Genomic DNA, 20326 nt, shown 5'->3' with positions numbered 1-20326 from the left:
ATCTCATGGATTGATTGGGCTATTGTTCCAGTCATACTTTCAGGTTATACCCGCCCCCGCCTTGCGGCGGGGACATGCTCCTTATAGTGGGAAGAAGACCGGATAACCGATATGAACGGCGTTTTCGGTTCCCGCACCAAGTACCTTCAAGGTAACAGTATCACCAGGACTGGCTACCAGGGTGGTATTGTTGACGTTGATGTTGAACTTACCGTCTCCGCCAACCACTGCGGTTCCGATCAGCGTTCCGCCAGGACCATTCAGCCTGGCTTCAGCTGTTTTGCCAACATGAGCAGGTATCGTCACGCCTTTAACTCTCCAGCGATCCAATCCGGCGCCACCACGTTGGAGGTAATTCGCCTTCCGGGTCGCTACCTCGCGAATGATAGTGGCATTGGCGACGTTGCTGTCGGCCGCGCCATCGTTCACATGATAGGTGAAGGTGGCAAAGGTACCGATTCTGGCATTGCCTTGAATGATCTGATAATCGAATGATCCATCATCTATCAGATTCAACACGGACCCGCGGTTGGGGAGCGTATCAAGCACTGCTGTGATGCCGGGATTTGGCAGCGAGTCAACGTCGTGGGCATTGGACTCAAGGCCGTTGGCAGCAGTGATCCCGTAGGTACGTGCTATCACAGACTCGGCATCGGCGACAAATGAAGTCATCTCCGTCAGGTAGATATTGACATCAGCAGCGACCGGTGCATCGTTGATCGAGTTGACAGTAATGTCCACGGTTACCGGACCAGTAACGTTACCTATGGCATCCACCACTTCGTACTGGAAGGAGTCAGTACCGAAGAAGTCCACATCCGGTTCATAATGGAATGAACCATTTGCATTGAGGATGAAGGTACCGGCGCGTCCATTGACGGGTCCAGACCCGGCTACCAGTTGCGCGGTCAAAGCATCACCATCGGGGTCGGTATCGTTGGCGAGTACGCCTGGTGCTGCAACATTGAGGATTGCATCCTCGTCGATGCTATAGGCGTCGTTCGTTCCAACAGGCGGACTATTGGGTGGCACCGCCAGAACGGTGACAGTGACCGTACCAGGTACTACGTTTCCGTTGCCGTCATCCACGTCATAAGTAAAACTGTCGCTGCCGCCAACAAAGCCAGCTTGCGCAGTATAGGTTACAGTCGTGTTATCGGTCGACGTGGTTGCCTGACCTGATGTCGGTACGGAAACAGCAGCTACGCTGAGCACATCTCCATCAGCATCAGTGTCATTTGCCAGTACATCGATGATCAGCGGCGTACCCATGACAGCGGTAACATTTTACCGGTGACTACCGGTGCGGCATTAGGTGGGAGTACATCCACCGAAACCTGTACACCAGCAACAATATTGACGCCGTCAGTCACAGTATAGGTAAAACCATCCGGGCCTATATAACCAGGACCTGGCGTATATTCAACAGCCGAGTTGGGCACCGTGGCGCCTCCGAACGTGCTGGAGACGATCGCGACTGAACCATTGGCTGGCGGAGAAACTCCGAGAATACTCAGTGCATCCCCATCAGGATCGATATCGTTATCCAGCACCGTAATAACCACCGGAACATCAACAGTCGTGGAGGCCGAATCTACATTAGCAGTCGGCGGATTGTTCACCGCCGGACCGCTCACGGCGAGGAAACGCAGCATGCCACCAAGACCGTCACCTACAGTATCGTCGAGGGGATCACTGGGATTGGTCATGTATCCGTTGCCGTCATAGACGGCGTAACGTCCAGCACCGGGGGTGATAATGGCGTCCTTAGTCTTGAGGGGTGGCACCTGCACAGAGTATTGCTCACGGGGAGCATAACCGGGTGCGCCGGTTGCCACATCCTGGTAGTTGTACTGCAGGCCATCCTCCGCATGGATATTGGCATGGAGACCCTGCAGAGTCGGTACGTGAGTCTCGGCGGCCGCACTCAACATGCGTAGCAATATTCGATCACCTTCGAAGCCGGCAGCAATATCTGGCGTCACGCCGCTCTCGTAGGGTTCACCGTTGATGAGAAACCAGCGTGGATGATAAGCGATCGATGTCAGATGAGTCCCGGCAGTAACAGCAGCATTGTGCTCTGGATCGATATCACTATAGAAGAGCATCACCTCATTGTCATAAGCAACACCGTCATAGGCTTCTCCCGCCAGATTATCACGGGTCATCGCACCGTAAAGCCCCATGTAGACCTGCTCTTGAGGATGAGTGCCACTGTGATAGATGTTGGTGCCGGTGCGGGCAATAGCGTTGGCGGTGGCGCCGCTCCAGGAATAGAGCTGTTTGCCGCCAGCAGACCCGGCTTCCAGGCCGAATGAGCGCACCCGTTTGGTCAGGTTACCCGCTCTTCCGCCCGTGGTGTTATCGTTCCAGGTCGGCCCCATGCCTCCAGTGGAGACCGGCAGTTTCTGTCCCTGAATCATAATGGATGTCGGATCCGGCAAACCATTGGAGAGATAGATATTCAGGGTACTGTCGGCAGCAGGGAGATCTATTCTCCGGTCAGCCGACGTCGGGTCGTTGGAAGGATCCGCCAAGCCATTCACGCATACCAGACGATCCGCATCAAAGGTTAGGTTATAGCAGGTTCCACCTGGATCAGCGGTATAGCCCCACATGGTAATAGGCGTTGTCTCACCCGGCATGATCCTTGTATAGACCTTGGCTGCCAGATAGACATCCAGTGCGTAGACATTCCCAGTGGCGAGGACCATGGCACTGGCCAGAGCCCCCATCTTGAAATACGTCTTCATTTTTATTGACCTTTTCATTGTTATCCCTCCCCGTCACTGGATCGGCACGTAAGGCGGTACAACCACCATCGTGCTCAAGCTGCCACCAGGAAAAATATCCCATGTGGTCAACTCCTTCTCGGCATGTGAGTGCCAAACCAGAAAGTAGCCACCAAAGGGATTGAGACCACCCTCACCCGGAGGCAAGTCGCCGGTATCACCGAGGAATGGACTACCGCTCCACCAACCGCCCAAGGTCAGATCCTGCACGCCGGGAAGCGATACCGGGATAGCCTTGCCGTGATCGGCGCAATACTCGTGATTGACATCGTCAAAACCGTCGACAGGATTGACATCGATACAGATATTGTCATGGCAAGCCGCGCCGGTGGCGTCATCTAGCATGTTGTGATCGCTGTCAGTACATCCATTGGTGGCGACAGGGCCGTAGATATCCCAGTTGAGATCCTTGCCCGTCCAGGTCCAGATCATGTCAACGGTCTGTTTCGGCGCGGAATTGAGGGTGTTATCAGAGCGCCCCAGATCCGGTGTTACACCACCATCCGAAGACAGCAGTCGTCCATCTCTGGCGATGAAACGAAGATTCTCGCCGTGGAAGTGAAACGGATGGCTGTCGTGCCCCGTATTGACCGTACGCACCAGCACCCTGTCGCCTGCATGGGAGAGGGACAATGACTGGTAGGGTTGATGGGGGAAGAGTGGATTGTAGTCACCCTGGAACAGGTCAGGAAAGACCCGGCCATTGACAAACCAGATCGCGGCGTGCCGATCAGAGTTAGTGAAGTGGCTATAGTGACCCCGTTCCATCTGCACATGAATATCAGGGTCCATCTCGCTCAGCAGGTAAAGAAACTCCTGCTCATACTCTGTCGTGGCACCATAAGCGATCCGGTTGCCGGCAGAATCGAAACCAGTCGGCCGGACGATCAGCGCACCCACCAAGCCCATCTCAGAGTGCAGACCGGGATTTACACCGCCCATACTGTGATAGAGATAGGTGCCTGGGTTACTCGCTGTAAAGGTATAGGCGACCGTATCATTGAGCCCGGCCTGACGGGTCACCAGTCCAGGGGTACCACCCACCGCATTGGCTTTATGTCCGGCAATCACCATCGAGACCGGCTCCGGAACACCGAAATTGGTCACATTGATAGTGATGGTGTCGCCTTCATTTACGATCAAGGTCGGCGCCGGATATTGTGGCAAGCTGTAGCCGTTCCCCTCCGGGTGGCTGGCATTGGCCCCTCCATTCATGTCTCCGAAGCCCCACATATGCATGCTGGAGCCATCCGGCAGATTCATGTTGAAGGGAAAGGCATAGAGATTGAAGGTAGTCCCCCCCTGAGGTTTAATTCCCCGAATGTCGTGACCCGCCGCCATGGATTGGGACACGATCGTCGTCATCGCCATACCCAGCAATAGCATGCTGAGCAGGCGGACGGTTTTTTGTCTTATCTTTATCATTTTGCTTATCTCCTTTGATCGTCTTCCGGCTTGACGCTATTGCACGACAATCTCAGTCATCATTCCGCCGTCCAACTGCGTCAGATTGCTCATCTGATGCAGTTCTGTGGCATGAAGAAAGTAGGTGCCCGGCGCTACGCCAGTGGTATCGACCAACACATCATGAGTCTCACCACCACCAAAATTGACCGAGGCAACCTCACGGTAGAGGTTCTTATCTCCCGCTGCGTTACGCATATGCCGCGCACCGGTACCGACAATCTTCATCGTCAATCCGGGTGCGGTCAGGGTATAGAAGCGGTCGAGACCCACATTGGAGAGCCGTAGCAGCAGAGTCTGACCTGCGGTTACGGTCGCGTTGGAGTCCAACAACTGGGTTGGGGTATCGTTATTGAGTGTCTCACCCGGGTTGCCGGTGACCTTACCTGCAGGATGAATCTCACCATCCGCACCGACTATCGAGGCCCAGTTGTCCGCTGGTGGCGGCATAATCCCAGGATTAATCGTATCGGGATAACCGCGGCCGTTGATCTGCGGATAGTCGCCCTTGAGCGCTGCAAAAGGCAGCGGCTGAACAAAGAGACTGGCATCGTGGAACTCGCTGTCGAAGGCGGACACCTGGAGTGGCTGTTCTACGTCCCAGGCGGTAGTACCATCACCGTCATTGTATGTATAACCCGTGGGCGCACCCGGATCGGTACCGCCCTTGCGAGTGGCTACCGAGCAGTTGCCGTTGGGCGCACCCAGGGCATCCACACAGCCCGTCACATCCTGAAGAGGATGCACATAGAGGTTGGCCAACATGCCCATCTCCATGTGCTCGGTCGCCTCCACATGGCAGTGATAGATATAGGTGCCAGGCTCCACCACGTTATAGTAGTAGGTCAGTGTGGCGCCCATATTGATGGAAATAGAGACCTCCGGCACACCGTCGAACACTGCCGAGGCATTGGGAAAGCCGTGGAAGTGGATGGTATGGGGATCAAACAGGTCGGGACGAATCACCGTGCCGACATTGGTCAATGATAGATAGAACTCGTCATTCTGCTCAAGTTCTACGGTAGGACCTGGCCACTCCGCATCAAGGATACCTTCCTTGATCACTTCCGACGCCAGGGTACCGGTCTGATCTCCATAACCGAAGATATAAAGAGGATTGTCATCCGACATTACGGCAAAGCTGTCACCGGCGATCAGATGCATACACTTGGTGTTCGCTGCAGGCTGGACCTCCTCCTCGTCCCATATCGCGTTTCCATTATCGTCTCCAGGACACTGCACGAAGACTGCTGCGTTAACTGTTCCCACGCCACCTGACAAAGCCAACAATAGGGCCGCGGGCAGCAATTTTATTTTGAAGATTTTCATCGGCGTTACTCCTTATGAATATGTAACTGCCATTGTTATTTCGAATTGCTTTTTCACGTATCCGTGACCCTCATGCGAGGGCCACGGAAGCGCTTAACTACTGCAGTTCGTCCGCACCTATATCGTTGTTTCCTCCATCTGGTCGAGGCTCATTATCGAAGTCGAGCTCCAGCTGGAGCGGTACATTGGCACCGTTGTCGATACCCACCGACGCCGGGGTGACGTGGTAGTCACCCGCAGATATCGTCAGTGGCCCGTAGCTCACCTGCAGCCAGTTGCCACCCTCATCGAAGGCACCTGCTGTCTGGAGAACCGTCCTCTCCTGAAACACCAGGGTTTGGTCTCGGGCAATGTTGACATACCCCATCACGAAGGCAGGATCACCCATGACATTGGTGGTGGCATAACCCGCGGTATCGGTCAGCAGTGAGTTCTTAGGCTCCAACTGCAGATCGAGACTGGTAACCAGACCATCGAGCACTCCCAGATCAACGCTGTAGAGATCCACGTTGGCCACGTCGCAACCAGCCCCCCCTGCTACAGGATCAGCGCAGGATGCGGGGAAGATTCCGAAGTTCGTCAGCGGGGTTGCTACAGGATCCTGGTTCAGCCAGTAGAACGAGCGGTTGTGATGGACGATGTTGTTTTTCAACTTAGCGTCTGAAAAGGTAATCCAGTCACTGGTTGCACCACCGGGAAGTACCAGCGGGTCCACATGGCCACTCATTACATTGGACAATTCGGCGCTGTGGGTCCGCGAAACGATACCTGCCGGCATCGGAATGGACTCATTGACGTTTCCAGGCGCAAAGGTCAGGATCGCCGCAGTCGCTGTACTGTCGTTGTTGGCAACGGTGTTGGCACGAATATCGGCCTTCAACACGTCCTGCAGAGAGATGCCACCACCGGCGGCGCCAGCCACGTTGTTGGCGATCATGTTGTTGTAGATCCGCACCTGACTCCACTTGCCTTTACGGTCTGGGAAGCGCGCCACATCATGACCATTGACCAGGGCCAGACTGATACCACCGCCGTCACCCGCGCCAGCCAGGTTGCCGCGAATCCGGTTGGAATCCACAGTAACATTGCCGGTACCGGGGGTGAGAAGCTCACCGGTAAAGGTCTCAGGCACAAGTGCCGCCTGGCCGAGGATGGCGATGCCGCCACCAGTCCTGGGACCGGCCTGGGCGAACGACTCATTGAAGAGAATATCGTTATCTTCGATCAAACCATTTTCAGAAAAACCCAAGTGGGCGATACCGCCGCCGTCACCCTGCGTGAAGTTACCGCAGATCCAGTTCTTCTGGACCCGATAGTTATCGGCACCTGTATTCAGGGAGACACCGCCACCAGCGCCGCCAAACCCACCATTGGTAGAGATCTGGTTGTGGTGGACACGGATATCATCGTTGTGAGCATCATCGTAGACGAAGTCACCAATATCAGCGTTGGCCAAACCTGTATAGGCAGGGTCGTTCACACTGACGATCTCGTGACTCAGTTGAGGATGACCGATGCGGATACCGCCGCCGAAGAAACCAGAGTTGGCGGTGATCCGGTTGTTGCTCACATCCATGAAACTGGCATTACCGTTGACCACAATGGAACCACCGCTGCTGGCGCCAACGATGGTGAAGCCATCGACGCGAGAGCCTTTATTGCGGTTATGGCAGAAGGCCAGCCTGTCAGTATCCTCCAGGCAAGTAGCCGAAGACGCCAGGCCGGCAACGAATATGCCTGCGCCCTCACTGGTGGGGAAGATATTCTCCGCCAGTGCTGCGAATGGAACGTTGGCAACGATCTGCCCAGGCAATGGATCGATAAAACCGTTGTCGACCAAGGCCTTGGCCCGGGTGCGCCAATCGATGATCTTCTCGGTCGGCACTTGGCGGGCGTTGATAGCCACGTCTCCAGCACCCCAACCCTGGAGTTTGACGGGCTTCCACATCATCACCATCTCGTCGTAGACACCAGGAGTAACCAGGATCAGATCTCCGAGGTTAGCTGCATCGATTGCATCCTGAATGGTGTTATGAACCAACGGACCGGCTACAGCCAAGGGATCAACTGAGCGCACCTCGTAGGCGTATTTGAGCCGCTTGGTGTAGTTGGTACCTGCATCAGTCCATTTACCCAGGGTCCAGTTGTTCCGTGCACCCCAGCCCTCTTCGATGCCAACTGTAAGGCTTACACCGATAGGCGACTCAGTACCGTCCATGCCGACCACAACCACCTGGTAGGCACCGTGTGGGATTGCGACCAGTGGATCTGTCGCTGTGACATCAGCTTCGATCCGGTTTTGTCTCCAGAGGCCAACCGTCAGTTCGGTACGGATGCCAGCGTCATCTTCCAGGAAGACTCTGCCCTGGCCTGCACCAAACCTGTAGTCACGCTCGATGTTTTTCGGAATGTTGCCAGTACCGTCCCAATCGGGATTTGGCACCAACATCTTGCCCATCGATTTGATGATGATCGTCTGATTCGCCAGTGCAAAGGGACCACCACCACCATCACCCAGATGCCGCCTGACCGACGCGATTGTCGGTGTGAAATCAGGACTCTTGCAATCCAGCGGGAACTTGCCGGGGCCGGCAAATGCGGCTACAGGCAATACCGGTGTATCCAGATAGGTAGTGGAACCCGGCATGTACTGGAAGGTGTAACAGAACTGGCTGTACTGGGAATCAAAGAAGGGATCTATCACCTCTGCAGGTACGTCGCCCGCAGTGATGATCTGCCCTGGAACACCAGTGATATCACCGCTGACATCTACCGTGCCGATAAGCGGATTCGAAACCGGCCCCGCATCGTTCATGCATGCGACCAGCATATTGGGCGACATACCACTAGGCTGTGGCAGATTGGCGCTGAAGGTGGAGGGAACCACCGTGTCATAGCGACCAAACTGATCGGCATAGACCCGGCTAACCTGAACACCGTTCCAGTCGTAGAAGGCGACAGGCGTCCACGGTGGTGCAAACTTCTCACCGAAGGTCGGTGAATTCGGATCGAACTCATTGGCCAAATCGTTGAGAATCATACCGGTTACGTTGGCCGCGATCGGCACATCGGTATACAGGTGAAACTCGGTAGCGGCATTCTGACCGGACGAGAGCGCTATCTTCTTGCGATCGCAGAGCGGACGCGTCGTACCCGCAAACGGTGCCGGATCGTTCACTGCGGGATCGATCAGCATTGCCGTATCACCACTGCCATCCTTGGTCAGCATGGAGAAGTGAGGCGGTACCTGATGATCGTCACCCACGCAGGTAACTGCCAATGCCTGTGCAGAAGGCACGAACACTTCGCCAAAGTCGACGTTGCGGTCCTCCTCCTTCACGATCTTATAACCTGCAGGGGTATTCGCCTCCACGATATAGTCACCGGGCAGCATGCCTTCGAAGCCAACCGAGGCAACAGCCGGAGTGGCATAGAAAGCGGAGAGCTTGGTCTGGATTGCAACCGGTAAAGAGACCCTGTCATATCCTTCGAAGGCCCAACCACCGTCAAACACGCCGGGACGGATCTGGTTAAAATTGCGCAGACCATCGTAGCAGTCGGGGGTCGTACCTGTGGCCGGGTCTGCCGGGTCAGTAAAGAAAGTGAACGACTCACCCTGGCAACCTGTAGGCAGGCTGTCATCCCAACTGTCGGAGTAGCCTACATTGAGCGCATCGCCCAGGTCGAATGTGGAATTGCCATTCCGGTCGATGTCCTCGGGACCGGGGAAGTTACCCTGGGGATAGTTGTCTGCATCCGCCAGATCGACCAGGCCATTCATATTGACGTCATCGATCAAGTTGTCGTCTGCATCGAATACGCCATCACCATCCCAGTCGATATCGCAGGAATCAGCCGGAAAATTATTCAGCGGAAAACAGTCGATGTCACCATCAGCGTAGAGGTTCAACTGAACCCGGGGAATACCAGGCTCCCAGGTCTCAACAGCGGTAAACCGAGGATCATCCTCTGCACGGGTAATCGCGTAGTGGACCATACCGGAGATGCCACCGTTCTCACCCACGAAAGTCGTGGTGAAGCCGTTCGCAATGCTCGGGAACTCAAAAGTTTTGTAGTCGGCCTTGCCGAACTGCATCACGCTGGTCTGACCCAGAAATTGCTGGAAGGCCTGGGTCAGCACCACACCCGTCTCAGTACGGGAAAGGTTGTTACCGGTATTCGGATTATTTTCTTCGCTCCCTGCAGGACAGGTTCCGGTGACAGGATCATAGCTTACGCCGGCCGCACACTGTGTCTGTGGAGTGAGTTGATCGAAGGAGGGGTAGGTCCAGCCATTATCGGGCAGGACCGGGCCGCCGGCGTCGACAACGAAGGTTGCACCGGTCGCCTTTTTGTTTGCGAAACTCGCTTCCGCCACCAACCAGTGGAAGAAGGGGAAGACCGTATCGAAAGGCGCCTCGCCGCCGTTGTCTGTGGCGAAGTTCTGATAGACGGTGCCGTCGCGCCAGCGGATGGTGACATCCTGACTCTCAGGGCCGATGCCCGCTTCAGTCGGATCCCAGAAACCATCCTGATCGGTATCGCTGAAGACAGCAGTGTTAAGACGGCCAAACCAGTTGAAGACAGAGACGTCACCAAAATCACAGGATAGACCACCGTTACAGGTACCACCGGTCGTGTCGACAGAAAACGCTGTCTGGGCAAATACCACCGTCAGATTGGCGTCCCATATTGCAAGCTGGTAGCTGCCCGGCGCGAGATTTGGAATCGAAAAGGTTGAATCCGCAGCACAGGGGGCAGCATAAAGACCTTTGCCCAAAGCGCCGTTGACCATGCTGTTCAAAGCCACCCAGCAGGCCGGAAAATCGCGCCCACTGAAAAAGGTGAAATTAGGCGGACGTGACATGTGCTGATCAGTCACCTTACCTAGGATATTTGCAGTCTGTTCACCAGGTAGCGGCGGCTGCAGGGGTGGGAACCCACCCGCTTGCCCCGCGACGTACTCACTGCTCGCCTTGGTAAAACCCACGAAGACGTGCGGACCAGGCAGACCAAATTCAACGAACACCGGTGGCTCGTTGGCCTTGACCCAGGCGTCGATAACCTTGGTACCCTCAATGGTGGTGGTCTGCTGCCAATTAGAACCAGTTGGCGGAATCATGATGGTGCCGTACTTGCCCGGCGCCAGATTCTTCACCGTGAGGAAGCCGTCCTGATCGGGGTGCAGGGTACCGTCACCCAGCGTAGCTACCACGGGTGCGCCAGCAGTCATGCAGACAAAGTTGGTCAGCGGATTGAGATCCGGATTCCCGTTGATATCACAGGTCCGATCATAGGTCGTACCCAACGGGTTGGCGAAAGCATCCTGGATGACCTGACCACCATTATGACCATACTTACCAGCTGGCTCTTCCAGGAAGAGCGAGAAGCCGCTCCAGTCCACATGGCCCGCATTCCCTACCGGAGGATTAATCTCCTGGGGCAGATCGGGATTGCCGTTGACCGGGTAGTGATCGTGGAAAAGATAGAACGAAATCTGCGCGGTGGGAATCGGCTGCTGCTGAACCGTAACAGTGACGGTCTGCTGATCCGTGCCTGTGGCATCAATAGCGACTGAACCACCGGAGAGACTGTATCCGGAGAACGGCAGGACAGAGATATAATAGTTCTTATTATCCTCAACATCCGCAACCACGGCCTGGGCGGTATCAGAATAACCGCTCAACCCGGCACCAGTAACCGAATTGATCGCTGGTGGATGGTTACTGCGATGAAAGCCTAGCGAAAGCATATCGCCAGTGCTGACATCAGGCGTTACCGCGTAGGTTGTATCTTCTTGAATCAGCCAGCGGAAGCCATTCACAGGAGCTCCGCTTGGATCCTGCACATTTAGTGTGACTTGCCCTGAATGGGCCGCCGAAACGGCCAACATAGACAAGGCAATGGCGAAGTTAAAAACCCCTGTTTTGCCTTTTCTCATCTTATTGTTCATAACTTTCACTCTCCGAGCTATGAAAGACCCTGAAATCAGGATCATTCCCCACGCCATAACGGCGCATCTCCCGTAAAAAAAGAAATTTGTTGGACTACGGTGACAAATTTAGGCCGAACAAGTCCCGGAGACTACCGGCAGAACTAAGAATGATTGACTGCACGACTCCCCAGTTAAAAGCAGGAAAAAATGCAGTCAGTGGGCAGGTGAACCCCTACCCTGTAGCTAGGGTATCGACGAAAGGAAATACAGTCTTCCAATCAAAACACAAAGAAAAACAGTAGCTTTGAGTGGTAGGGTTGAGTCGATAGAAGGGAGGGTTGAGCAGACGTGCCGTACTTCCATAACGGCAGGAGGGCTGAAAACTTTAACAAAAAAACAGCGCCCAAAGAAAAACCCGCGTGCAAAGCAACGCGGGTAAAGGGGATTGGGTTGAAGAGACTGTTTATTTATTACAGTTCATTTTCATGACAATGCGTGCAGGTCACCGGCTCTCCTCTGGCAAGAGTGATCGACTCGCCCTCGTTGGACAGGGTGCGGTCTGTCGCCGCACGGGCAAGTACCGTTCCCTCGCCGTTCACACCATGACAGGCACGACAGGCGTCGGGATTTTTCTCGGCCAGGTCTTCGTGCCCGCCATCAGAGAACGAAGTGTCTCCAACCGGGTGCATGCCATGAGGACCTTCCAAGGTGTTGCCCAAGTCACCCGTGTGGCAGGTGCTGCACTCGGAGACCGTGCCGGTGTGCCCCTGCAACTGAACGGCGGCGACATTATCGTTGGCATCTGGGTTCTTGTTCGGCCAGATACCATGAGTGGCGCCGTGGCAAGCCTCGCAGAAGATACCTTCGTGTCCGGTGCTGACCCGGTAAAGCATTGGGTTACCGATACGAGAATCATCAGGACCGGACACTGCGGGATTGTTCGCCTCGATCACATTCTCAGCAAAACGCTTGTTGCTGGGAACAATCGGGGTGGCCTTGGCATCGTCGCTGCGGAAGGCCTGGAACAGACGGATACCGTCCACATTTGCATCGGCATCAACATTGTTGACCACCGTGCCGACAGTACCTGACAGACTATCCATGGCATCACCGGTATGGCAGGAACCGCAACCGGGTTCGTTGGCCCAGGGAACACGTGGCTGGCTTTTGCCTACATCCTCTGCAACCAGCTCCGGCGTTTTATAGAATCCGCCACCCAACTCGAAGGCACCCACGGCTGAAGGTGGGGTCGGTGCAACATTACGGGTAAAATCGTTACCCACCTGTTCCATGTTGCCGTGGCAGTCCTGACAGAGCATGCCGCCATTGGACATGGCACCACGCAGACAGTCGGTACGTCTGCCGGGGTGGCACTGGTAACAGGTTGCTTCCAAGGCATCCCGGCGCTCCTGAAAGTTCTCAACTATGCCAAGATCGTTCTTGATGGCTGGCGGCATGTCGGGAAAGAGCTTCTCGCCATTGGCATCGGTTACGGTGCCGTGATGACTGTGCATCACATTGGACATGGATTTGTGTTTGATCTGATCACGTCCGTTGGCGAGAGAGTCCGATACGGTCACACCGTTGAGTACGAGCGGTCCGTCATTCTCGGGCCCCAGCGGACCCAACTGCGCCAGATCAAGCGCCGGCGTGTAGTGGCAGGTCTGGCAGACCACCGGCTGGGAGTTCTCCAGGTCGGTGCCGTGCTTCTGGTCATGCAGACGGACCAGGTTGAGGTCCGCGGCATACTCCAGGCTGACATCAAGGGGCACTGCATCCAGTTGTGGGTCGTCGAGCACAGTGGCCGGTTCGCCAACGAGACTTCTAGTCGCTTCACCGTTACCGCCGTCAACCGGCGCGTTGTGACAGGAACCGCAATTGGCCTCACCGGAGATCGGAACAACCGTATCGTTGGATGCCAGAACAGTTCCACCTGCATCGATAGCCTGAACCCGAAACAGTGGCCAGGGGTTTTCAAGGCCGAAGTCATCATAGGCGGTCAAAGGTATGCCTGGCGCTTCATACCAGTTCACCCCTTCCTTTACATAACCGAATTTAAAGGCTGGGTTGGTAAAGAAGGGCTGATCCATCACAAAGGCTTCGAACAGCTCGGTGAGATTGTCCGCATACGCGCCATGGCGACCTGGCATGGACTGTTGATCCGCAGCCAGGTTGCCATCTCCCAGATAGAGCTGCTCCACATTCGGCATGGGCAGGCCCAGATCCAGGATATTGGCGCCTGGCGGATAGAAGGCTGGCAGGATTCCCTGTGGGTAGAAGGCATCGTAAGCCGCTAGCGCGCCTTCCCAGAAGTTGGTTTTATATACACTGCCATCGGGCAGCATGCTGGAGGCAACAGGACCTGAACCGGCCGAGTTCTCACCGCTAAGGATAGGATCAAGCGGGTTTGAGGCCGCCGAATAGACAACACTAACGCCATCAGCAGGCAACATGACCTTTGGGTCATTGCCTTGTTGGATAACTGTGGCATGCAGTACATTGAAGGGGGGCAGAATACTGGATACACGGGTATCCAGGTCGCCGCAGTGCATTCCCAGATCGTTGATGGCGAAGATCTTGTAGCCATTCTGGTTGACCAGGGGTTGCTCGGCTACCGGAATGCCGGGTGTTCCATTCTGGCTTGTGGAGTTGATCGAGACCTCGGTCCCAACCGGTGGAGGTATCACAACCGGGGGAGGCGTTCCGCCACCGGTATCACCTGAATCGCAATCATGGGGGGCATGCTTGACTCGCTTCTCGGCAACCATCCCATCTGATTGAACTGCCCGCACACTGCAGGGAACCACAGCCAGATCGTACTCTTTGAATTTCCATTCACCGGAAACGACAGCCATGCTGTTGATCACGGTCTGGTCAGATGCATACATCAGGGTGACTGTTTTGTCCCCCATTCCCTTGCCTTTTACATTCAGACGGGATATCTCACTATCCCATTTGGCTTCTTCAATTTTGAATCTGTCACTACCTGCTGAGGAGATCCCCGGTAGTGAAATACACAAGACAACTCCGGCGCTAACTAGAAATCGCACGTAGTCTGTAAACATATTGGCTATTCCCCCTGGTATATGTATGTGCCTTCGGTCGCTGAGATCGACCGCTGACTCTGTATACCAAGGTAGCCAGTGAATCTTAAGAATTGCTTAAGTTTTTGGGAATTATTTCACAATTATTCAGCCTGGGGCGGAATGGATTTCCTAATAGGAATTTTAATCACGACCTGGAGTCCTCTTCCCTCTTCACCATCTTCCAATGTGACCACCCCTCCATGCAGTCTCACCGCGCTATGAACGATCGACAGACCAAGGCCACTACCCTGACCAGTAGTGCCGATGAGGCGGTAAAACCGGCCGAAAACCAACGCCTTGTTGTGATCGGCTATACCTGGCCCGGTATCTATTACCACAAGGGAGACAGAGTCATCATCGGCCAGGAGACTAACCTTAATCACTCCGCCGGCTGGGGTAACCCGGGCAGCGTTATCCAACAGATTTCCCAAGGCAATCACGAGCAGTTCTCTATTACCCTTGAGCTTTACCGGATTCGGAGCCTCCAGTTCCAGGGCAACACCCTTTTCGAGATAACCGGGAGCATATTCCGATACCACCTCAACCGACAGCTCCTTCAAATCCAGAGTGGCAAACTCCAACTTCGCCACTTCCGGCTCCATACGCGAAAACACCAGCAACTGTTCCACCAGGCGATTGAGTCTTGACAGGCCTTTCAATGCCTGAGTTAACGAATGTTTCCGTTCACCTTCATCACTGCTTTCAAGTGCCGCTTGGATTTGAACCACTGAACCCGCGAGTGGGGTTCGCAGTTCATGGGCGGCATCGGCGGTAAACCTGTTGTAGCGTTCGATGGAAAATTGCAGCTTCTGGAACAGATCGTTGATGGCATCCACCAACACCTTCGCTTCAACCGGCACTATTGCAGTGTCGATTGCTTCAAGATTGCTGGCACTGCGCGCACCAATTTGATGAACCAGCCTTCTCAGTGGATTCAATGCCCGCACGACAACCCACCAAAGTACCCCGATCATCGGTAGAGCCAGCAATAAAGGGGATAGGATATTTACCACAAAACCAAGCATTCTGACTTCCCGGCTGATGCTCTCCTGCGCCACCTGGATTCGATGCTGTTTATCACTCGTATAACGGGTATAGACACGCCATTGACGCCCTATCATCATCTCATCGCTGTACCCGGTTTCGAAATTGAGTGATAAGGGTTTCCTGGGAGCATTTGGACCATGTACCAGCAGTTGGCCATTGGAGGACCACACCTGGAACACTGGCGGGTGGCTTCCTCCGCAAACTCGTCGAGATCCTGCTCTTCAGCCTCATGTGACGTCACGACAGCCAGCAAGGTGGCGAGTTGAAAAAGCTGTTCATCAAACAGGGCATCAGCCTCGGCCGCGGCACGCCACCAGGTAAACCCGGAAATCGTCAACCAACCGACAATAAAACTGGTCAGGACAAAGAAGAGCAGACGAAACCGTAGAGAGTGTTTCATTTTTCTATAATGTAGCCGACACCACGTACCGTACGAATAATGCAGCCGGTCAATTTCTTGCGCAGGTTGTGAATATGGACTTCGATGGTGTTACTCGCCACTTCTACATCCCATCCGTAGAGCTCCTCTTCCAGCTGATGACGCGACATGACTCTCCCCCGGTTCTCCATAAGCGTCCGCAACAAGGCAAACTCCCGTATCGATAAATTGACGGGGTCTCCTGCCAACGTCAAAGTCAACGCCAATGTATCCATCACCAGCTCACCACAACGCAGCCGACCCTCGTTTTGACTGGCAGAGCGACGTCGCAATGCACGGACACGGGCACATAACTCATCGGTATCAAAGGGTTTTACCAGGTAGTCATCTGCACCGTTATCGAGTGCAAACACCCGGTTGGAGACGCTACTACGAGCGGTAAGGACCAGTATCGGCACATCATTGTCCGCTGACCGAACAGTTTTCAGAATATCGAAGCCTGAGATATCAGGAAGATTGATATCGAGCAGTACCAGATCCGGGTCCCCCTCAATTATCGCAGTGAGCGCAGAGCGTCCATCACGAACCCATTCCAACTGATCCCCCCTTCGAGAGAGGACCTTACAAATACCGTCACCAAGGAGCTCATCATCTTCCACTAAAAGAAGTCGCGTCATGGCATTAGTTACCCAATATTCAGAGAACAGTGAATTTAACATGGACCCAAATCCTGATTTAGGCAAGAAATGGCAGTCCGTCAGACTTCCGGGATCAAGTTGTCAGCGCGCTGAAACCTCTGGCTTTAAGGGGATAAATATTTCCCGTTTCATGAAGAAGCATTAAGAAACTCATGAATAATTGGGTTACTGTCATCTCGACCACAGGGAGAGATCTCAAACTACATTGCTGTCAATAGGCTATGTGGATTGAGATTTCCCACTATGCTCGAAATGACAATTAATCAGAATCCCTTAAGCGTAAAAAGATGAAATATCAACCAAACTAAGTAGACTTCCGATAGACCACATCCTTATCAATCCGCACCAAGCCATTCCCATAATCAATAACGATGCCATGCGGCGTTACCTGGGACAGCTTTACGCTGCTGCCCTGCAACTGGTCCCCCTCCCGATACTTACGCATATTGATAATGGCAAAGCGTTTGTCCGCATTGGAATTGTAGACATGCACGTTGATTGTGATATCAGGTATCGGCAGCCTTTTTGTATAGGGCAATTCAAAGATCAAAGGAATTTCACTGTCTGACTTATTTGCCACGATCTCAGATGAGGGAGGCTCAGCATTCACTACCATCGTCGGCGGTGGCTGTACGAAAGGTAGGGTTACGGGGATCTGCTGATCGGTCGACTCAACACCTTCAACAGCATCGCTGACTTCCACTGTTTTCCGATCAGTAGAGGTATCGGGCGGATTGTTCTGTCGATCAACTGTTACCGGCGACGGAACACTTGTTGTCAGAACATTACTATTATTCGCCGCCTTAGCCTTGTTGAAATCCAGCATGCCTATTTCAGGGCTGCTCATTGCATTAGGTTTCCTTGGAGCCTCTTGTTGCTGCCCCCCCTTTTTTATCGAGGCCAGCAAAGGGGTACCCCGCTGTTGTGTGGAAAGGTGTTTCTTCGGCAATTCCTTTTTAGGCGGCAGATGCCTGACCGTCTGCGTTTCACTCGTTTGTTCAGCAGGGACAGGGGCATTGATACCGTTAAGCGCAAGCAACGCGGCAATCCCGCTCAGTAACAGTAGCCCCATCGCCGCAATAAGCCATGTCGGCTTGTAGTTTGCCTTTGGGCTGCCGGACACTGGCGGTCGTTCAGCGTCACCACCTTTGTTCCTCTCTCTGTCTGCCTGATCCAATGCGTTTAAGATATATGACATATCGCCCACCCTATCCCTTCGACTGCATCAGAAGTGGCACGTCAGGATCGCCGGATGCGGACTGTAATTGAATAAGGGTCTGCTCACCTACGATTCCATCTGGCGTCAAACCGTGTTTTTGTTGAAACCTGACCACCCGTTCAACCAGAGTCTGATCAAATCTATCGTTTCGTTTGCCCTGTGTCTGGATCCCGTAAATCCCTTCGTCCCGGTCAAGTATGTCATTAAGCCATATAACATCCTGACCGCGCGCACCTACAGCCAGAACAGTCTCGCTGAGTTGCGGTGGCTTCCACAGTAATACATAGCTCCCGGACCACAGATGATCAATTGTGGCCCGTTCAAGTTGCATGCGTTCTCCGTTATGATCAATCACGACTCTATTGCCGTGCAATTCGGTCACCATCATGTTGACCAAACGGCCATCGGATGTTTCCAGCTCAATGATCACCGGTCTGTTGAAATACTCCAGACTTGTCCAAGTGCCTTTGCCGTAGACACATTTTAATTTATGGGCATCCGCAGTCTGACAGAATACAGAGCCATCTAATACGGCGGAAATATCAACATTCCAATAGCGGAGCAGCGCGCTGAAGGCCCGATCTTCTGAAAACGCCTCCCCAGCAGTCATTGCCTCGAACTCTTTTCCATCGACCAGCGGATGCTCCTCTTTTTCAGGCACAGCCACCTCTGAATCAGAATAACCGGCCTGTGCAATCTTAATTGGAGAGAAATCCACCTTGTTATTTGGGATGGTGGTGGCAATAACGGTCTCTTTTGGAATAACAGGAGCACCTTTTTTATGCCCTTTCAGATCCGCCAAAAGCAACCGCATCTGATGCTCTACATTGTTTCCAAAATTTGTGCTGTCGTTGAGCGACAGGGTGGTACTCAAAACAACCAATACCGCTGCCACAGCGGAAACCGTGAGCAGGCTGTGCCATCTACCCTTCCGTCGGTTGCCCCCCACTTCTTCTGCCGCACGCTTCAGCAAGAAGTAGTCAACCTCATTTTTGCGTTCCGCATAAGCAGCCACCATTGCACGTTCACAAAAGATATTAATCCGGCGGGGGATACCCTTGGTAAGTTGATACACCGCCTCCAACGCGCTATTTGTGAAGAGATGTTGCGAAATCCCAACCACTTCGAGGCGATGCCTGATGTACTCTTTGGTCTCAGGCCGACCCATCGATTCTAAATGATACCGGGCGGTGATCCTCTGGGTCAGCTGCCGCAGATTTGGTTGATCCAGAATCTCTTTCAGTTCGGATTGGCCGATGAGGAATATCTGCATCAGCTTTTCAGTTTTGGTTTCAAGATTGGTTAACAGCCTGACCTGTTCAAGGGCTTCATAGCTAAGATTCTGCGCCTCGTCGATAATGACCACCGTCCTCCGGCCAGCCGCGTGGGAACTTAGTAGATTGGTGTTGAGTTGGTCGACCAGCACCTTGATGCTTTCAGTTGCAGCAGGATATTCGACATGCAGCTCATCACAGATAGAGGCCACCAGTTCAAACGGCTGCAGCCGGGGATTGAGGATTAATGCGACATCGACTTCATTCGGCAGGCTCTCCAACAGATTTCTACAGAGCAACGTCTTTCCGGTTCCCACGCCACCGGTCAGCAGCACGAAACCGCCACCCTCCTCCATGCCGAACCGCAGATGGGCTAAAGCTTCACGATGATTCCTGCTTAGAAAGAGGAATTTTGGATCCGGCGTGATCGAGAACGGATCCTCGTCAATCCTGAAATAGTCCCTATAGATTGAGGCCATGGTGTTTACTCCAGGCGGTTTCCGCCTCTGTTAAAATCCAATCCTTCACTGGGTCACCTGGGAACAAGGATCGGCATCTTCTGTTTTTTCAAGAGTTGCTTGGGAGAGATACGGCTTGCTCTCACAGGCATGCTGGTACCTGCTTCCAATATCAGGTTGATACTTCTTTTTCCTTTACGCAAAACGACTTCCCCCTTGCCTACCTCAGCAACTTGCCATCCCTTGTAATCTCCACCAGCAGGAAGTCTTAATAACTCATTGCTCTTGATATCACGCACAATGGCGATGTGCCGCTCGCTTACAAAGACGACGCCTTCAAGCTTAAGGGCCAGATTCTCCTGAACCGGAACAATCTGTGCCTTCTCTACCACTGGCGGAATACGTCCTTCAGTGAACAGGGGGCGTTCCAGCACTTCCCGATAGGCACTCTTTGGCAGAGCGGCATAAGGGGCATGGTTTGTGCGATTGGTATCGCTATTTTCGCCTCCGTTCGATAGCAAGCGCTCAGAGAATTCCGCCTTGCCTACTTGACTGCCATTCCATTGATAGTGCAACAACACAGCGAGTCCTACCGTCGTAAGCGTCAGCAGGATTGTCAGTGCAGTGATCCGACCAGCCATTAAA

At 53.8% G+C, this 20326-nt stretch carries 12 protein-coding genes; all 12 read right to left on the bottom strand.

Features of this window, described 5'->3' with window-relative positions; genetic code table 11:
• Positions 1–81: 81 nt before the first annotated feature.
• The 12 genes from HPY30_15335 to HPY30_15280 all read right to left on the bottom strand — a co-directional run bounded on the left by HPY30_15335 (position 82) and on the right by HPY30_15280 (position 20322).
• A complete protein-coding gene (locus HPY30_15335; GenBank protein ID QYZ67232.1) occupies positions 82–1272 on the bottom strand; it encodes a tandem-95 repeat protein in 1191 nt (396 codons plus the stop codon).
• Entirely contained in the window at positions 1257–2753 is a 1497-nt protein-coding gene (locus HPY30_15330) for a cadherin-like domain-containing protein (GenBank protein QYZ67231.1), read from the bottom strand. Before HPY30_15330 ends, HPY30_15335 begins: the two co-directional genes overlap by 16 nt.
• Before the next feature lie 33 nt (positions 2754–2786).
• Positions 2787–4217, bottom strand: a complete 1431-nt coding sequence (locus HPY30_15325) for a multicopper oxidase domain-containing protein (protein QYZ67230.1) — start codon at positions 4215–4217, stop codon at positions 2787–2789.
• A 36-nt stretch (positions 4218–4253) separates the two neighbouring features.
• Entirely contained in the window at positions 4254–5585 is a 1332-nt protein-coding gene (locus tag HPY30_15320; protein QYZ67229.1) for a multicopper oxidase domain-containing protein, read from the bottom strand.
• A 97-nt stretch (positions 5586–5682) separates the two neighbouring features.
• The gene (locus tag HPY30_15315) at positions 5683–11538 is read right to left on the bottom strand and encodes a hypothetical protein (GenBank protein QYZ67228.1); all 5856 of its coding nucleotides are present in this window, start codon (positions 11536–11538) and stop codon (positions 5683–5685) included.
• 452 nt (positions 11539–11990) lie between these two features.
• Complete coding sequence (locus HPY30_15310; protein QYZ68077.1) at positions 11991–13442, bottom strand: cytochrome C; 1452 nt, start codon at positions 13440–13442, stop codon at positions 11991–11993.
• Positions 13443–14707: 1265 nt separating this feature from the next.
• Positions 14708–15832, bottom strand: coding sequence for a hypothetical protein (locus tag HPY30_15305; protein QYZ67227.1), 1125 nt, complete (start codon positions 15830–15832; stop codon positions 14708–14710).
• Positions 15727–16053, bottom strand: coding sequence for a hypothetical protein (locus HPY30_15300; GenBank protein ID QYZ64514.1), 327 nt, complete (start codon positions 16051–16053; stop codon positions 15727–15729). Before HPY30_15300 ends, HPY30_15305 begins: the two co-directional genes overlap by 106 nt.
• Positions 16050–16709 carry a response regulator transcription factor gene (locus tag HPY30_15295; protein ID QYZ68076.1) on the bottom strand — a complete coding sequence of 220 codons (660 nt, stop codon included), beginning with the start codon at positions 16707–16709 and terminating at the stop codon, positions 16050–16052. The genes HPY30_15300 and HPY30_15295 overlap by 4 nt, the downstream gene beginning before the upstream one ends.
• Before the next feature lie 325 nt (positions 16710–17034).
• Complete coding sequence (locus tag HPY30_15290; GenBank protein ID QYZ67226.1) at positions 17035–17928, bottom strand: general secretion pathway protein GspB; 894 nt, start codon at positions 17926–17928, stop codon at positions 17035–17037.
• Between the two features lie 10 nt (positions 17929–17938).
• Complete coding sequence (locus HPY30_15285) at positions 17939–19702, bottom strand: AAA family ATPase (GenBank protein ID QYZ67225.1); 1764 nt, start codon at positions 19700–19702, stop codon at positions 17939–17941.
• A 53-nt stretch (positions 19703–19755) separates the two neighbouring features.
• Entirely contained in the window at positions 19756–20322 is a 567-nt protein-coding gene (locus tag HPY30_15280; protein ID QYZ67224.1) for a hypothetical protein, read from the bottom strand.
• Between the last annotated feature and the right edge of the window lie 4 nt (positions 20323–20326).

This window comes from Gammaproteobacteria bacterium (ex Lamellibrachia satsuma), from assembly GCA_019623805.1.
In the GTDB taxonomy this organism is placed as follows: Bacteria; Pseudomonadota; Gammaproteobacteria; order Chromatiales; family Chromatiaceae; genus QGON01.
This window is presented reverse-complemented; position numbering and strand designations above follow the sequence as displayed.

Bases quoted from the DNA above. Each gene is read 5' to 3' on its own strand.
- HPY30_15330 (QYZ67231.1), bottom strand. From the start codon at position 2,753: ATGAAGACGTATTTCAAGATGGGGGCTCTGGCCAGTGCCATGGTCCTC.
- HPY30_15295 (QYZ68076.1), bottom strand. From the start codon at position 16,709: ATGACGCGACTTCTTTTAGTGGAAGATGATGAGCTCCTTGGTGACGGT.
- HPY30_15320 (QYZ67229.1), bottom strand. From the start codon at position 5,585: ATGAAAATCTTCAAAATAAAATTGCTGCCCGCGGCCCTATTGTTGGCT.
- HPY30_15335 (QYZ67232.1), bottom strand. From the start codon at position 1,272: ATGGGTACGCCGCTGATCATCGATGTACTGGCAAATGACACTGATGCT.
- HPY30_15290 (QYZ67226.1), bottom strand. From the start codon at position 17,928: ATGTCATATATCTTAAACGCATTGGATCAGGCAGACAGAGAGAGGAAC.
- HPY30_15300 (QYZ64514.1), bottom strand. From the start codon at position 16,053: ATGAAACACTCTCTACGGTTTCGTCTGCTCTTCTTTGTCCTGACCAGT.
- HPY30_15325 (QYZ67230.1), bottom strand. From the start codon at position 4,217: ATGATAAAGATAAGACAAAAAACCGTCCGCCTGCTCAGCATGCTATTG.
- HPY30_15285 (QYZ67225.1), bottom strand. From the start codon at position 19,702: ATGGCCTCAATCTATAGGGACTATTTCAGGATTGACGAGGATCCGTTC.
- HPY30_15315 (QYZ67228.1), bottom strand. From the start codon at position 11,538: ATGAACAATAAGATGAGAAAAGGCAAAACAGGGGTTTTTAACTTCGCC.
- HPY30_15280 (QYZ67224.1), bottom strand. From the start codon at position 20,322: ATGGCTGGTCGGATCACTGCACTGACAATCCTGCTGACGCTTACGACG.